Origin of the sequence: Streptomyces sp. NPDC058662 (genome assembly GCF_042716255.1) — a bacterium.
GTDB lineage: Bacteria > Actinomycetota > Actinomycetes > Streptomycetales > Streptomycetaceae > Streptomyces.
The window spans coordinates 18,896-33,630 of the sequence record NZ_JBHXRU010000014.1 but is presented as its reverse complement, the minus strand read 5'-3'; the positions used below and the strand labels follow the sequence as shown (position 1 = coordinate 33,630).

Annotated in this window: 17 protein-coding genes; 11 read left to right on the top strand and 6 right to left on the bottom strand. The window is 74.1% G+C overall.

The window, feature by feature from the left end; genetic code table 11:
• The first annotated feature begins 163 nt into the window (after nt 1-163).
• The 4 genes from ACFWUQ_RS08115 to ACFWUQ_RS08100 all read left to right on the top strand — a co-directional run bounded on the left by ACFWUQ_RS08115 (nt 164) and on the right by ACFWUQ_RS08100 (nt 4,126).
• Complete coding sequence (locus ACFWUQ_RS08115; protein ID WP_069921796.1) at nt 164-358, top strand: hypothetical protein; 195 nt, start codon at nt 164-166, stop codon at nt 356-358.
• Between the two features lie 32 nt (nt 359-390).
• Nucleotides 391-1,284: an N-acetyl-1-D-myo-inositol-2-amino-2-deoxy-alpha-D-glucopyranoside deacetylase gene (gene mshB, locus ACFWUQ_RS08110; RefSeq protein WP_384534507.1), complete on the top strand. Its 894-nt coding sequence runs from the start codon at nt 391-393 to the stop codon at nt 1,282-1,284.
• Nucleotides 1,281-1,664: a DUF6113 family protein gene (locus tag ACFWUQ_RS08105; RefSeq protein WP_384534504.1), complete on the top strand. Its 384-nt coding sequence runs from the start codon at nt 1,281-1,283 to the stop codon at nt 1,662-1,664. Before mshB ends, ACFWUQ_RS08105 begins: the two co-directional genes overlap by 4 nt.
• 344 nt (nt 1,665-2,008) lie before the next feature.
• Complete coding sequence (locus tag ACFWUQ_RS08100) at nt 2,009-4,126, top strand: hypothetical protein (protein WP_384534503.1); 2,118 nt, start codon at nt 2,009-2,011, stop codon at nt 4,124-4,126.
• Between the two features lie 103 nt (nt 4,127-4,229).
• On the opposite strand, the gene ACFWUQ_RS08095 is transcribed toward ACFWUQ_RS08100, so the two are convergent.
• The gene (locus ACFWUQ_RS08095) at nt 4,230-5,024 is read right to left on the bottom strand and encodes a transglutaminase-like domain-containing protein (RefSeq protein WP_384534500.1); all 795 of its coding nucleotides are present in this window, start codon (nt 5,022-5,024) and stop codon (nt 4,230-4,232) included.
• Nucleotides 5,021-6,007: a GNAT family N-acetyltransferase gene (locus tag ACFWUQ_RS08090; RefSeq protein WP_384534498.1), complete on the bottom strand. Its 987-nt coding sequence runs from the start codon at nt 6,005-6,007 to the stop codon at nt 5,021-5,023. The genes ACFWUQ_RS08095 and ACFWUQ_RS08090 overlap by 4 nt, the downstream gene beginning before the upstream one ends.
• 116 nt (nt 6,008-6,123) lie before the next feature.
• On the opposite strand from ACFWUQ_RS08090, the gene fdxA reads away from it, so the two are divergent.
• The gene (gene fdxA, locus ACFWUQ_RS08085) at nt 6,124-6,453 is read left to right on the top strand and encodes a ferredoxin (protein ID WP_030713714.1); all 330 of its coding nucleotides are present in this window, start codon (nt 6,124-6,126) and stop codon (nt 6,451-6,453) included.
• A 97-nt stretch (nt 6,454-6,550) separates the two neighbouring features.
• The gene (gene dapC, locus ACFWUQ_RS08080) at nt 6,551-7,645 is read left to right on the top strand and encodes a succinyldiaminopimelate transaminase (RefSeq protein ID WP_384534496.1); all 1,095 of its coding nucleotides are present in this window, start codon (nt 6,551-6,553) and stop codon (nt 7,643-7,645) included.
• Nucleotides 7,646-7,735: 90 nt separating this feature from the next.
• Here the strand turns inward: dapC and ACFWUQ_RS08075 are convergent, their stop codons facing one another.
• Together ACFWUQ_RS08075 and ACFWUQ_RS08070 are read right to left on the bottom strand one after the other, a co-directional pair.
• On the bottom strand, nt 7,736-8,074 hold the full coding sequence (locus tag ACFWUQ_RS08075) for an ATP-binding protein (RefSeq protein WP_384534493.1): 339 nt from the start codon (nt 8,072-8,074) through the stop codon (nt 7,736-7,738).
• Between the two features lie 257 nt (nt 8,075-8,331).
• Entirely contained in the window at nt 8,332-9,273 is a 942-nt protein-coding gene (locus ACFWUQ_RS08070; protein WP_384534491.1) for a hypothetical protein, read from the bottom strand.
• A gap of 87 nt (nt 9,274-9,360) precedes the next feature.
• On the opposite strand from ACFWUQ_RS08070, the gene dapE reads away from it, so the two are divergent.
• Entirely contained in the window at nt 9,361-10,440 is a 1,080-nt protein-coding gene (dapE, locus tag ACFWUQ_RS08065; protein ID WP_384534488.1) for a succinyl-diaminopimelate desuccinylase, read from the top strand.
• Nucleotides 10,441-10,504: 64 nt separating this feature from the next.
• On the top strand, nt 10,505-11,272 hold the full coding sequence (locus tag ACFWUQ_RS08060; RefSeq protein ID WP_384534485.1) for a TIGR00730 family Rossman fold protein: 768 nt from the start codon (nt 10,505-10,507) through the stop codon (nt 11,270-11,272).
• Nucleotides 11,273-11,340: 68 nt separating this feature from the next.
• On the opposite strand, the gene folP is transcribed toward ACFWUQ_RS08060, so the two are convergent.
• On the bottom strand, nt 11,341-12,201 hold the full coding sequence (gene folP, locus ACFWUQ_RS08055; protein WP_384534482.1) for a dihydropteroate synthase: 861 nt from the start codon (nt 12,199-12,201) through the stop codon (nt 11,341-11,343).
• Nucleotides 12,202-12,277: 76 nt separating this feature from the next.
• Between folP and ACFWUQ_RS08050 the strand changes: the two genes are divergently transcribed.
• Both ACFWUQ_RS08050 and ACFWUQ_RS08045 read left to right on the top strand, forming a co-directional pair.
• Nucleotides 12,278-12,706 (top strand): DivIVA domain-containing protein, encoded by a 429-nt coding sequence (locus tag ACFWUQ_RS08050; RefSeq protein ID WP_384534480.1) that lies wholly within the window; start codon nt 12,278-12,280, stop codon nt 12,704-12,706.
• A complete protein-coding gene (locus ACFWUQ_RS08045; RefSeq protein ID WP_384534478.1) occupies nt 12,703-13,281 on the top strand; it encodes a DNA-3-methyladenine glycosylase I in 579 nt (192 codons plus the stop codon). The genes ACFWUQ_RS08050 and ACFWUQ_RS08045 overlap by 4 nt, the downstream gene beginning before the upstream one ends.
• A 36-nt stretch (nt 13,282-13,317) precedes the next feature.
• Here the strand turns inward: ACFWUQ_RS08045 and ACFWUQ_RS08040 are convergent, their stop codons facing one another.
• Complete coding sequence (locus ACFWUQ_RS08040; protein ID WP_384534475.1) at nt 13,318-14,121, bottom strand: enoyl-CoA hydratase/isomerase family protein; 804 nt, start codon at nt 14,119-14,121, stop codon at nt 13,318-13,320.
• A gap of 331 nt (nt 14,122-14,452) precedes the next feature.
• Between ACFWUQ_RS08040 and ACFWUQ_RS08035 the strand changes: the two genes are divergently transcribed.
• Nucleotides 14,453-14,620, top strand: a complete 168-nt coding sequence (locus ACFWUQ_RS08035) for a DUF3117 domain-containing protein (RefSeq protein WP_003966491.1) — start codon at nt 14,453-14,455, stop codon at nt 14,618-14,620.
• Nucleotides 14,621-14,735: the final 115 nt, after the last annotated feature.

The following is a 14,735-nucleotide window of genomic DNA, read 5'->3' as shown; positions in this document are numbered from 1 at the left end:
CCTCCCGTGTGACCCTGCTCATGCGCGGCGTGCGCCCCTCGTGCTGCCGGATTTCGATCGATGCGCTGGTACGGATAGTTATGATCCGTAGCGGACGGTGGGTATGACTCCCGCCGGGCGCGAACGCGCGTACCGATCCCGCTCGACGTGGAGGTGAAACGCCGTGGCACTCTCGATCTCGGCCGTGGTGCTGCTGGCGATCGTCGTCTTCCTGCTGGTCCGAAAGTCGGGGCTGAAGGCGGGACACGCGGTGGTCTGCGTGCTCCTCGGCTTCTACCTAGCGAGTTCCACCATCGCGCCGACGCTCAATCAGCTGACGTCGAACGTCGCCAGCATGATCAGTGGCCTCAAGTTCTAGCGCCGTGGCCATCGCCTCGTAGGCTTGGCCCCATGAACGGTCTCCCCGCCCGCCGACTGCTCCTCGTGCACGCGCACCCGGACGACGAGTCGATCAACAACGGCGTCACCATGGCCAAGTACGCGGCCGAGGGCGCCCACGTCACCCTGGTGACCTGCACCCTCGGCGAGGAGGGCGAGGTCATCCCGGCCGCCCTCGCGCACCTGGCGGCCGACCGCGACGACAGCCTGGGCGCGTACCGGGTCGGCGAGCTCGCCGCCGCCATGGCCCAACTCGGCGTCACCGACCACCGCTTCCTCGGCGGCCGCGGCCGCTACCGGGACTCCGGGATGATGGGCCTGCCGCAGAACGACCGCCCGGAGGCCTTCTGGGCGGCCGAGGTGGACGAGGCCGCCGCGTACCTGGTCGAGGTGATCCGCGAGGTGCGCCCGCAGGTGCTCGTCACCTACGACCCGGACGGCGGGTACGGGCACCCCGACCACATCCAGGCGCACCGCGTCGCCATGCGCGCCGCGGAGCTGTCCGCCGAGGGGGCCTACCGGCGCGACCTCGGCGCACCGCACGCGGTCGCCAAGATCTACTGGAACCGCGTTCCCCGCTCGGTGGTCGACGAGGGCTTCGACGCGCTGCGCGCCGCCGGGGGGAAGCCGCCCTTCCCGGGCCTGGCCTCGCCCGAGGACGTGCCGGGAGTCGTCGCCGACGAGCGGATCACAGCCGAGATCGAGGCGGAGCGCTTCGTGCCCGCCAAGGCCGCCGCGATGCGCGCCCACGCGACCCAGATCGCCGTGGACGGGCCCTTCTTCGCCCTCTCCAACGACCTGGCGCAGCCCCTCTTCGCCCGCGAGTACTACGAACTCGTCGAGGGCCGGCCCGGCGCCCCGGCGGGCGAGCGCGAGCACGACCTCTTCGCGGGGGTGGACGCGTGAGCGCCACGGCGGCCCCGGCCCGGATCGCCGCCTGCCTGGGCCTGTTGGCGCTCGGCGCCCTCACCGGGGCGGCCGGCTGGCTGGTGGTGGACCTGTGGTTCCCGGCGGGCCTGCTCCTCGCCCTCCTCGCGCTCCTCGGACTGTTCCTCGGAGGCCGCGTCGCCCTGGGGACCGGACTCGGGGTGGGCGCGGCCGCGGCGGGCTGGTTCCTGGCCTACGTGATGCTCAGCCTTCCGCGGCCCGAGGGAGACTTCCTCCTCGGTTCGTCCGGAATCGCCATGTACGCCTACCTTTTGGGTGGAACCGCGCTCGCTGTGATGTGCGCCACGCTGCGCGGCCCGCAGGACCGGCCGGTTTCGGCCGTGCGGCCCGCCAAGTGACGTGGCGTCGGACTCAGTAGCGGCGATCCGCACGGGGCGTTCCGGCGGGGGCGCGGGGGCGTACGAGGGGGGCTCGGCGGGGGGTACGGGGAACCGCTGATTCCCCGTGGTCAGTTGCGCGCGGGCGGCGGCCAGTATGGTGGACGGGCCGCCGAGCTGCCCGCGCACGGTATGACGGGCGGCGGAGCCAACCGGGAGAACCTGCCTTGAGTCGTGAAACTGACAGTTCGTCCTCCGGGCCCCAGGGGCACGGTGGAGCCGCTTACCCCTCGGGCACGCCGCCGTACGGAATCGGCCGGTCTCCGTCCACGGACGCCGCTGCGACCGCCCCGGAGGAGAACTCTGTGACTTCGAAGCCGTCCATGCCCGAATCCGAAGGGCCCAGGACCGAGACCACCCTGACGACGCGGATCCGGATCAACATCCCGGGTTCGCGGCCGATCCCGCCGGTGGTCGTCCGCAAGGCCATGGGGGACACCCCCGGCACGGCGGCGCCCGCCGGGGCCGAGCCGCAGCCGCGCCCGGGGGCCGCCCCGCGGCCCGCACCCGCGCCACCGCTCACCCAACGGCCCCAGCCGACCCGGATCGAGGCCGAGCCGGAGCCGGCCGGCGCCGCGGGGCAGGGCGAGGGCGAGGACACGGGCAGCAACTGGTTCGCCCCCCGCAAGGCGGCGGCCGCCCCGCCGCAGGCCGCCGCACCCACGCCGCCGCCGGCCGGCCCCTTCCCGGGCGCCCCCGGGGGGCCCACGCCGCCTGCCGGGACCTACCCCGGCGCGCCCGGCGCCCCCGGTGCGTCCGCTCCGCCGCAGGCGGGTCCGTTCCCCGGTGGTCCCGGCCGTGCGCCCGCCGCGCCGCAGGGCGGTCCCTTCCCCGGCGGAACGGGTGCGCCTGGTGGCCCGGGTTTGCCCGGCGCGCCCGGTGGCCCCGGTCCGTCCGCTCCGCCGCAGGCGGGTCCGTTCCCCGGTGGCCCCGGCGGTGCGGCCGGGACTCCCGATGCGGGGTTCGCGCCCCCGCGCGCCACGATGCCCCCGGCTGGTCCGGGACCCGTCCAGGACGCCACGGCTCCCGCCCCCGCCGGCCCCGGTTTCGGTTGGCCGCCGCCGGGCTTCCCCGCCCACGGCGGCGGCGAGGGTGCCGGCGCCGCCACCGCAGCAACCCCCGCCGCGGGCGGCGCCGACCCCGACACCACGGAGTTCGGCGTCCTGTCGGACCCGAACACCGGCGCCCCCACCGGGCCCACGGCCGGCCCCGGCTTCGGCCCCGGCCCCGCCATGGGCACGGGTGCGGGCCCGGTCGGAGCCGTCCGTACCGAGGAGCCGCCCGGTTGGCCCGGCCCGGCCGTGGACTCCGCGGCGCGGACCGCACCGCGTCCAGGGACCCGGCCGGGCCCCGCGCCGGGTCAGGCATCGCCGATCAGGCGCGTCCCGGCACCGGGCGCGGAGCACCCTGCGCCCCCGCGGCAGGAGTCCGTACCGGCGCCCGCCCCCCGGCCCGCGCCGCAGCCCGTCCGGCCCGCCAAGAAGAAGGGCCGCTCCAAGGTGGCCCTGCTCGGCGGCGCCCTCGTGGCCCTGCTCGGGGTGGCCTACGGCGCCGGCCTGCTGCTGAACCACTCGGACGTCCCCAAGGGCACCACCGTGTTCGGCGTGGACATCAGCGGCAGCCGTGACGACGCCGCGGCCAAGCTCCAGACGGCTTTCGGTACCCGGGCGACCGCCCCGCTCCAGCTCAGCGTCGGTGGCAAGCAGGTCGAGCTCAAGCCCGAGAAGGCCGGCCTGTCCCTGGACGGCCAGACCACCGTCCGCAACGCGACCGGGAGCGACTACAACCCGGTGACCGTCATCGGCTCGCTGCTGGGCAAGGAGCGCGTGGCCGACCCCGTGCTGCCGGTCGACGAGGAGAAGCTCGCGGTCGCGCTCCAGGAACTGGCGGGCACGGCCGGCTCGGCCACCGAGGGCACGATCACCTTCGACACCGGCAAGGCCGTGGCCGTCCCCGGCACCCCGGGCACCACCCTCGACGTGGACGGCTCCACCGCCAAGGTGGTCCAGGCCTTCCGCGACATGGTCGCCACCGGAACCGCCGCCGTCACCGAGCTGCCGGTCACCACCAAGGCGCCGGTCGTCGACCAGGCGGAACTCGACCGGGCGATGAAGGAGTTCGCCGAACCGGCGATGTCCGCCAACGCGGTCGTCAAGGTGGGCGGCAAGTCCATGGCGTTCGGGGCCAAGTCGCTGCCGAAGATCCTGAGCATGCAGGTCGTCGACGGCCACCTCGTCGAGAAGTACGACCTGGAGGCGCTCAAGCAGACCTACGGGAACCACTTCGACGGCATCCTGATCACCCGGGGTACGGGCGACAGGACCGCGGTCACCCCGCAGGACATCGCGGGCGCCCTCACCAAGGCCCTGCGCGGCAAAACCACCGCCGAGCGGACCGCGGTCGTCGAGACCAACGCCGGCTGACCCGGCGCCGGCCGCCGGCCGCGTGCCGCGCGGACTCCCGCACGGCACGCGGCCCCCGCCCGTCCTCCGGGCGGGGGCCGCGTCGCGCGGCGGGGCGGCCCCGTCAGTTCAGCAGGGCCCGGGCGGAGACGGCCTCGCCGCGGATGCGGGCCGCCGCGTCGGCGTCCACCGCGTCCACGACCGCCGCGTACGCCTCCAGTTCCACCGCGCCCTCACGGAAGGCGCCCCGCTCGATCAGCAGCCGCGCCCGCTCGTACCGCAGCGACGCCGGGTGCGAGGGCAGCAGCAGCGACAGGTCCAGCGCCCACAGGGCCACGGCGGACTGCTCGGGCCGGGACGAGGCCCAGGCCCGGATGTTGTTCAGGATCCGCAGCACGATGTCGAGCGTCCGGGCCGGTGTCCGGGGACCCGACGCGAGCTCCGCCGGTCCGGTGCCGAGGGACGCGCCGCCCGCGAAGGGGTCCACCACCGCGCCCTCCTCCGGATCCCCGAACCCCACGACGAAGTGCCCCGGCAGGCCCAGCCCGTACACCGGCGCCCCGGCCCGCCGGGCGACCTCCAGCCAGACCACCGACAGCAGGATCGGCAGGCCGCGGCGCCGCCGCAGCACCTCGTGCAGCAGCGAGGACGACAGCCGTTCGTAGTCCGCCGGGGTGCCGTGGAAGCCGAGCCGCCCGCCGAGCAGTTCCGTCACCGCAGAAGCCCAGGCCCGGCCGCCGCGCAGCCCGTACGGCAGCATCCCCGCCAGCCGGTCCAGCTCGATCTGGGCCCAGTCCATGACCCGCTCGTCCACCTCGGGGTCCGCCTCCGCCGCCATCAGGAGGCACAGCAGGGCCAGGTCCGGGCGCTCCGACCGGGCCTCCGCGGCGAACCGCCCGCGCCGCTCCGCCGGACTCACGCCGCCGCCCGGTAGTGGTGGTAGGTGTGGTGCGTGGCGAAGCCCAGCCCGTCGTACAGGGCGTGCGCTCCCGCGTTGTCCGTCTCCACCTGCAGCCAGGCCGCCGACGCGCCCTCCTCCAGGGCCCGCCGCGCCAGCGCCGCCATCACCGCCGTCGCCAGGCCCTCCCGCCGGTGCGCGGGGTCCACCGTCACGGCCGCGAACCCGGCCCACCGGCCGTCCACCACGCACCGCCCCACGGCCCGGCCGCCGGGGAGCGCCGCGAACCACACCGAGGGGCCCTCCACCAGCATCCGCCGGGCCAGGTCCGGGTCGGTGACCTTGCCGTAGCGCGCCAGCCACTCCTCGTCCGGGGCGCGGGTCAGACGTACGGATCCGGCGGCCGCCGCGTCCACGTCGCCCACCGGCGCCAGCGCCCCGATCCGCACCTCCGCCGACACCTCGGCCGTCCAACCGCGCCGTTCGAGCTCCGCGCAGAGCATCTCCTGGGTGCCGGCGGCCCCCGTGGCGGCCTGCACATAGGCCGGAAGGTCTCGTTCCGCGTACCAGCCGGTCACCCGCGCGAGTGCATCGTCGAGCGGTATGCCCGGATCGCCGAGGGGCAGGACCGAGTTGGCCCGCCGGGTGAACCCGCCCGAAGCCCGCAGCACCCACCCGCCCAGGGGCTCGCTCTCCAGGGGCTGCCAGGAGCGCGCGGCGACCCTCGTCAGCTCCTCGAAGGAGGCCGCGGGACCCCGCCGACGGGCCGGCGCCGGCGGCACCACCTTGCCCGCGACCAGCGACGATTCCGCGATGCGGACGGTCTGGCCGTTCTTTCTTGTGATCAGCAGCACACCCTCGTTCCAGGATGTGAGAACACCCAGGGTGTCCGTGAACTCGGGTGATCCGCCCGGCCGGTGCCCCACCCGTCGTACGGAGACCCGTTCGCCCACGTCAGCCGGTGTAATCCTGATCTCCAGCAGTCCTCCGGCAGTGATTTCCACAGCTCTGTCCGCCCCTCCTGTTCGGATCGTGCCCGGGAACGGAGATACTAGGTGCGGGCATCGACGACGCCGCGCTCCCGCGCGAATGGACAGCCCTACCGAGGAGGAACGAGAGCGTGACCTACGTCATCGCGGAGCCTTGTGTCGACGTCAAGGACAAGGCATGCATCGAAGAGTGCCCCGTCGACTGCATCTACGAGGGCCAGCGGTCCTTGTACATCCACCCGGACGAGTGCGTCGACTGTGGTGCGTGTGAGCCGGTCTGCCCGGTCGAGGCCATCTTCTACGAGGACGACACCCCGGAGGAGTGGAAGGACTACTACAAGGCGAACGTCGAGTTCTTCGACGAGCTCGGTTCGCCCGGTGGCGCCTCCAAGCTCGGCCTGATCGAGCGCGACCACCCCTTCATCGCGGCGCTGCCCGCCGGTATCAACGGCGAGCACTGACCCTTCCCGGCAGACGCGCCCCTCGGTCCCGTACGGCCTCGACGCCGCACGGGGCCGAGGCGTTTACCGACCCCGATCCAGAGAGAGCAGAGACCCCGTGGCCGCAGTATCCGACCGTCTTCCCGCCTTTCCCTGGGACAAGCTGGAGCCGTACAAGGCGACGGCGGCGGCCCACGCGGACGGCATCGTCGACCTCTCGGTCGGCACCCCCGTGGACCCGGTGCCGGAGCTGATCCAGCGGGCTCTGGTCGGCGCGGCGGACTCGCCGGGCTACCCGACGGTGTGGGGGACGGCTGCCCTGCGCGACGCGATCACGGGGTGGGTGCGCGGACGGCTGGGCGCGAGCGCCGCCGGACACCGCAACGTCCTGCCGGTCGTCGGCTCCAAGGAACTGGTGGCCTGGCTGCCGACCCAGCTCGGTCTCGGCGCGGGCGACAAGGTCGCATACCCCCGGCTCGCCTACCCGACGTACGAGGTCGGCGCGCGGCTGTGCGGGGCCGAGGCCGTGGTCTACGACGACCCCACCGAGCTCGACCCGGCGGGCGTCAGGCTGCTGTGGCTCAACTCCCCGTCCAATCCGACCGGGAAGGTCCTCCCCAAGGAGGAGCTCGTACGGATCGTGGCCTGGGCGCGCGAGCACGGGATCCTGCTCTTCAGCGACGAGTGCTACCTGGAGCTGGGCTGGGAGGCGGAGCCCGTCTCCGTCCTCGACGACGAGGTCTGCGGCGGCTCCTACGAGGGCGTCGTCGCCGTCCACTCCCTCTCCAAGCGCTCCAACCTGGCGGGCTACCGGGCCGCGTTCGTCGCCGGTGACGCGGACGTGCTGCGCGAGCTGCTGGAGATCCGCAAGCACGGCGGGATGATGACCCCCGCCCCCGTCCAGGCGGCCACGGTGGCCGCCCTCGGCGACGACCGGCACGTCGAGGAGCAGCGGGTCCGCTACGCGGCCCGCCGCGCGGCCCTGCGTACGGCGCTGGAGGCGCACGGCTTCCGGGTCGAGCACAGCGAGGCGAGCCTGTACCTGTGGGTGACCCGGGACGAGCCCTGCTGGGACACGGTCGGCCACCTGGCTGACCTGGGCATCCTGGTCGCGCCGGGCGATTTCTACGGTGAGGCGGGTGCGCGCTTCGTACGCGTCGCCTTCACCGCCACCGACGAGCGCGTCGAGGCCGCGGTCAAGCGCCTCGGCTGAGGCCGGACCCGGCGCCCGGGGCGTCGCCGAGCAGCCCGAAGGGGCCGGGAGTTCGTGCTCCCGGCCCCTTCGGCGTCGTCGCGGCGGCTGTCAGCCGGCCAGGCCGCCCGGGAGACCGCCGGGCAGGCCGCCGGCGAGCGGCAGCCCGCCGGTCGGCAGGCCCCCGGTGGCGGCCGGCAGGTCCTGGGTGGCGGGCAGCCCGCCGAGCAGGCCGCCGGCGGTGCCGGCCAGGTCGGCGGCCGGGGCGGCGGCCGGAACGGCCTCGACGGCCGTGCCCGCGGCGTCCGTCGCCACGGCGGTCGCGGCCGTGGTGTCGGGGGCGTCCAGGCCCGCGGCGCTGGCCGCGCCGGCCGCACCGACCACGGGCGCTGCCCCGGCTGCGAGGAGCAGCGCGGCACGGGCGATCCGACGGGTCAGGGGGAGGGACATGTTGCTCCTAAGCGGTAGCGGCTGAGTACGCCGTGTACAACCGCTCGCGGGTGGGGAGGAGTTGCGGAGGCGGTTGGTAAAGGATCGGTAACGCATCGTTTAATCGGCTTCCGCGACAAGTCCGCGGCACGCCTGCCCACCAGGCCTTCCACCCCGCAGCGACCCCCGCGGGCGCACGACCGGGCGACCCCCGCAGGGATGACGTCCCGCACACGCGCCCGAACCACCCGCCGAGCGCCCCCCGGCCGTCCGGGCGGTCAGCGGGCGACGAGGAGGCGGATCTCGTTCCCGGGCGCCTCGGCCGCGCCGGCGGTACCGGTCCCACCGCCCGCCGCCCCGGGCCGCCACTGCCCCCGGGCCTGGCCGCCGATCCAGCCCTGGCCCTCGTACGAGACCCGGGCGATGCCCAGCTCCTGCGCCCGGGCCACCGCCCAGTGCGCCATGGCCCGGCCGCGCCGGACCGCGCCCGGCCCCTCGCCCCGCGCCAGCAGGACGCTGGCCCCGTCCGCACCGGCCTCCCCGCCCGGCTCGCCCGCCAGGGCCCCCTCGCCGAAGGCCCGCGCGACTTCGGCACGGACCGTGCGCGGATCGCCGGGTGCGGGCGCCGGGCCGGAGCAGGAGAGCGTCCCGCCCTCGCCGAAAGCGGCCGTCAGGACGGTGGCGTCCGGCTCGTGCTTCGCGTACGCCTGCGGGTAGCCGCTGCGCTGCACCTTCTGCGCGGCCACGGTCAGCGGCAGCCGCGAGTACCCGGGGACGTCGACGAGGTGGTCGTAGAAGATCCCGGCCGAGTACACCGGGTCCATGATCTGCTCCGGGGTGCCCCAGCCCTGCGAGGGCCGCTGCTGGAACAGGCCCAGCGAGTCCCGGTCGCCGTGGTCGATGTTGCGCAGCGAGGACTCCTGCATGGCCGTCGCCAGCGCGATGGTCACAGCGCGGTCCGGCAGCCCCTTGGCGATCCCGACGGCCGCTATCGTGGCCGCGTTCGCCGCCTGCTCCGTGGTCATCTCGTAGGACTGCCGGGCGCCGTCGGACCCCGCGCCCGCTGCGGCGGCCACGGCGGCCGTGCAGTACGGGGCACCGCCGCCGTTCGAGGCGCGTTGGACGACGAAGTAGCCGGCCACCGCCATCAGGACGAGCAGACCGACGGCCGCGCGCAGGGGCCTGCGGCGACGGGAACGGGGGCGACGGGTCTCGGACACGCGGCTTACCGTACTTGAGGCATATGACGTGTCCATCGGCCGGACGTACCCGGCCCCCTCCCGGCCCGGGGCGCTAGGGTCAAGAGCATGTCCGAATCCGAGCTGGACCTCACCCTGGACGCCGCCGAGCTGACCGCCCGGCTCGTCGACATCCCGTCCGTGAGCGGCGACGAGAAGGTCCTCGCCGACCTCGTGGAGAACGCGCTGCGCGCCCTGCCGCACCTCAGCGTGGACCGCTTCGGCAACAACGTCGTGGCCCGTACGCACCTCGGCCGGGCCGAGCGCGTCGTACTCGCAGGCCACCTCGACACCGTGCCGATCGCCGGCAACGTCCCGTCCCGCCTCGACGAGAACGGCGTCCTGTGGGGCTGCGGCACGACCGACATGAAGTCCGGTGTCGCCGTCCAACTGCGCATCGCCGCGACCGTGCCCGAACCCAACCGCGACCTCACCTTCGTCTTCTACGACCAGGAGGAGGTCGCCGCCGACCGCAACGGCCTGGGCAAGGTCGCCGAGGCCCACCCCGACTGGCTCACCGGCGACTTCGCGGTACTGCTGGAACCGTCGAACGCCGAGGTCGAGGGCGGCTGCCAGGGCACCCTGCGGGTCCTGCTGCGCACCGCGGGCGAACGCGCCCACTCCGCGCGCAGCTGGATGGGCTCCAACGCCATCCACACCGCGGGCCCGATCCTGGCCGCCCTAGCCGCCTACGAGCCCCGCCGGCCCCTCATCGACGGCCTGGAGTACCACGAGGGCCTCAGCGCGGTCCGGATCGAGGGCGGCGTCGCCAACAACGTCATCCCCGACGCGTGCACGGTGACGGTCAACTTCCGCTACGCCCCCGACCGCAGCGAGGACGAGGCACTGGCCCACGTCCGCGAGGTCTTCGCGGACTGCGACATCGCCGAGTTCGTCGTCGACGACTCCTCCGGCGGCGCCCTCCCCGGCCTCTCCCACCCGGCCGCCGCGGCCTTCATGGCGGCGGTCGGCGGCCGCGCCATGCCGAAGTTCGGCTGGACCGACGTGTCCCGGTTCAGCGCGCTGGGCGTTCCGGCGGTCAACTACGGCCCGGGCGACGCCCTGCTGGCCCACAAGGTGGACGAGCGGGTCGAGACGAAGGCGATCCTGCACTGCGAGGAGCGACTCCGCGCCTGGCTGACCTCCTGAATTCCGCTTCTCGTCACCTCGGTGCGCCTACCCTGATCCAACGATCAGCAGGAGGGAGCACATCATGGGCAACCACGCCAATCCCGACGGGGACGCTCGTCGTCAGCCCGAGGAGCAGCAGCTCGGGCCGGTGCTGAGGAGGCGGAGCCAGGTGCAGGCGGGCAGTACGACGGACCAGCGGCTGCTGGATTCGGCGGGGCCCTCCGAGTGGGTGCACACCGATCCCTGGCGGGTCCTGCGCATCCAGTCGGAGTTCATCGAGGGCTTCGGCACCCTCGCCGAGCTGCCGCCCGCGATCAGCGTGTTCGGCTCGGCCCGCACGCCCGCGGGCTCGCCGGAGTACGAGGCGGGCGTACGGATCGGACGGGCGCTCGTCGACGCCGGCTTCGCCGTGATCACCGGCGGCGGTCCGGGCGCGATGGAGGCGGCCAACAAGGGAGCCCGCGAGGGCAACGGCATCTCAGTCGGCCTCGGCATCGAGCTCCCCTTCGAGCAGGGGCTCAACCAGCACGTCGACCTGGGACTGAACTTCCGGTACTTCTTCGTCCGCAAGACGATGTTCGTGAAGTACAGCCAGGGCTTCGTCGTCCTGCCGGGCGGCCTCGGCACGCTGGACGAGCTCTTCGAGGCCCTCACCCTGGTCCAGACCCAGAAGATCACCCGCTTCCCGATCGTGCTGTTCGGCACGGAGTACTGGAGCGGCCTGGTCGAATGGCTGCGGAACACGGTGATCGCCCAGGGCAAGGCCTCGGAGAAGGACCTGTACCTGTTCCACGTCACGGACGACGTGGACGAGGCCATCGCGCTGGTGACGAAGGAAGTCGGCAAGTAGGCGCGCGGTAGCGGGCCCCCGGCGGCCGACCGCCGGGGGCCGGCGGGCCCGGCCGGGGGCCGGCGGGCTCAGGCCAGGCCGCGCCGGGCGACGGCGGGCGGCCGGTGGCCCTGGATCGCGGCCACCATGTCCAGGACCTGCCGGGTCTCCGCGACCTCGTGGACGCGGTAGACCTGCGCGCCCAGCCAGGCCGAGACGGCGGTCGTGGCCAGGGTGCCCAGCAGCCGCTCCTTGACCGGCTTGTCGAGGCTCTCGCCGACGAAGTCCTTGTTGGACAGCGAGACCAGGACCGGCCAGCCCGTGGCGGCCATCTCCGGCAGCCGGCGGGTGGCCTCCAGGGAGTGGCGGGTGTTCTTCCCGAAGTCGTGCCCCGGATCGATCATGATCGCGTCGCGGCGGACACCGAGGGCCGCCGCCCGCTCCGCCAGTCCGACGGTGACGCGCAGGATGTCCTCCATCACGTCCTCGTACGCGATCCGGTGCGGCCGGGTGCGCGGCTCGACCCCGCCCGCGTGGGTGCAGACCAGGCCCGCGCCGTGGCGCGCGGCGACCTCCGCGAGCTTGGGGTCCACGCCGCCCCAGGCGTCGTTCAGGACGTCGGCCCCGGCCTCGCAGACCGCCTCGCCCACCTCGTGCCGCCAGGTGTCCACACTGATCACCACGTCCGGGTGGCGGCGGCGGACCTCGGCCACGAAACCCACCGTGCGGCGGGCCTCCTCGACCGCGTCCACATGCTCGCCCGGACCCGCCTTGACCCCGCCGATGTCGATGATCGCGGCGCCCTCGGCCACCGCCTGCTCGACCCGGTCCAGCGCCGGCTCGTCGCGGAACGTCGCGCCCTGGTCGTAGAAGGAGTCCGGCGTCCGGTTCACGATGGCCATGATCACCGGCTCGTGGGTGTCGAACTCGCGCCTGCCCAGTCGCAGCATCCTGCTCTTTCCTCCTTCGGCGGCCCTTGCGCCTCGCCTGCGACCTTAACCTGGTGGCCGGAGTCTCTCAGGGGAGTTGATCGTGTTCTTCTTCTTGATGATCGCGCTGGTCGTGGTCGTGGCAGCGGTCACCCTGGCGGTGGTCGGCGGCGGCTCGGAGGCCGTCCTGCCGGAAGCGGAGCCGGACCGGGTGGCCGACGCGCTGCCGGAGACCCGGCCCGTCGTACGGGCGGACATCGACGCGCTGCGGCTGCCGGTCGCGCCGCGCGGCTACCGGATGGCCGAGGTGGACGACGTACTGGAGCGGCTCGCGGCGGAGCTGTCCGAACGGGACGCGCGGATCGCGCAGCTGACCGGGGCGGTCCCGCCGGCGGGCCCGGACGCGGACCCCGGCGCGGAGCCCGGCCCCGGCCCGGAGGGCGCCACGCCCGAAACGGCCCCGGCGGCCGCCGACGGCGACGCGGCGGACGGCCACGTCGACCTCGTCAAGCGCGGTGAGGGGTGACCGGCCCGGTCGCCGGCGCGGACGGGCTGCCGCGCTGCCCCTGGGCCCTGTCCACGCAGGACTACACCGCCTACCACGACACCGAGTGGGGCCGCCCGGTCCACGGCGACGACGCCCTGTACGAGCGGCTGTGCCTGGAGGCCTTCCAGTCCGGGCTGTCCTGGCTGACGATCCTGCGCCGGCGGGAGGGGTTCCGTACGGCGTTCTCCGCCTTCCGGATCGCGGAGGTCGCGCAGTTCGACGAGCGCGACGCGGAGCGGCTGCTGGCCGACACGGGGATCATCCGCAACCGCTCCAAGATCGAGGCGACCCTGGCCAACGCCCGGGTGCTGGCCACCTGGGAGCCGGGGGAGCTGGACACCCTGATCTGGTCCCACGCGCCGCGGGAGCCCGCTCCGGCGCCGCGCACGACCGAGCAGGTCCCGGCGGTGACCGACGAGTCCGCGGCCCTCGCCAAGGCGTTGAAGAAGGCGGGCATCCGCTTCGTCGGGCCCACCACCGCCTACGCCCTGATGCAGGCCTGCGGGCTGGTCAACGACCACCTCCTCGCCTGCGTCTCCCGCGACCCGGACTGAGCCGGGCCGGGCCGCGGGCCGCGCGGCGGGCGCGCGTCAGCGGCCCAGGTACCGCGGCGGCTCCTTCGCGAGGAAGGCGCGGACGGCGATGCCGTGGTCCTCGGACGCCCCGGCGCGGGTCTGGAGGGCGTCCTCGCGCTCCAGCGACTCGGCGAGGGAGCGGGAGGCGCCGTACGCCAGGGACTCCTTGAGCGCGGCGTACGCGACCGTCGGTCCGGCCGCCAGCGCCCGCGCGACGGACTCGGCCTCGGCGTGCAGCGCGTCGGAGGGGACCAGGCGGTTGGCGATGCCCAGCTCGTACGCCTCCTGCGCCTTGACCGAACGCGGGAAGAGCAGCAGGTCCGAGGCGCGCGAGGCGCCGATCAGGCGCGGGAGGGTCCACGAGACCCCCGAGTCGGCGGTGAGCGCCACGCCGGCGAACGAGGTGGTGAAGGACGCGGTGTCGGCGACCACCCGGAAGTCCGCCGCCAGCGCGAAGCCGAAGCCGGCCCCGGCCGCGACGCCGTTGACCCCGGCCACGACGGGCTTGGGCATCTCCGTCAGGGCCCGGACGATGGGGTTGTAGTGCTCGGCGACGGTGCTCATCGTCAGCGAGGAACCGGTCTCGCGGTCGGCCGCGAGGAAGCCGATGTGCTCCTTGAGGTCCTGCCCGACGCAGAAGGCCCGGTTGCCGGCCGCGGTCAGCAGGACGGCCCGTACGGACGTGTCGCCGGCCGCCGCCAGGACGGCGTCGCGCAGCGCGACCTTCGCCTCGGTGTTCATGGCGTTCATGGCGTCCGGACGGTTGATCGTGATGGTGGCGAGTCCGTCGGTCACTTCGTAGAGCACACTGTCGGCCATGGCGGGGGTCCCCCTTCGTCGCGGGCTTGGCTACCGGTCGGTACCGTCCGGTGCAAGGTCAGCATGGCGGACCGGACGGGACCCGCACATGTGATGTGCGTCAAAGAAAGCGGAAGCCGTTCCCGCGGGGCAGCGGCGAAGTATCGCAGGCGGATCCCCGAAATGAGTGGTTTTGGTCGAGCGCGTTGCCGAAGCGTTCACAGCCGATGTTGGTCATCGGGTCCTGACATGCGGGATAATGGCTGGGAAGCAATGTGTTCGATGCCGGGTACTAGGCGCCTGAACGGGGCCGTCGGCTGACGATGAGCTGGTTTCAGGAAGGGGAACGAGCATGGCGGCCATGAAGCCGCGGACGGGCGACGGCCCGCTCGAGGTCACCAAGGAGGGGCGGGGCATCGTCATGCGCGTACCGCTGGAAGGCGGCGGTCGGCTTGTCGTCGAGCTGACCCCCGACGAGGCGGACGCCCTGGGTGACGCCCTGAAGAAGGTTGTCGGCTAACCCGCTGATCGCACTTTCACCTTCTGAGTTCTCCCGCGCTGCCCCGACCGCTCCCAGCGGTCGGGGCAGCGCTGCGTCCGGAGCCGGGGGCCGTACGGGGCTCCGCGCACGGCGC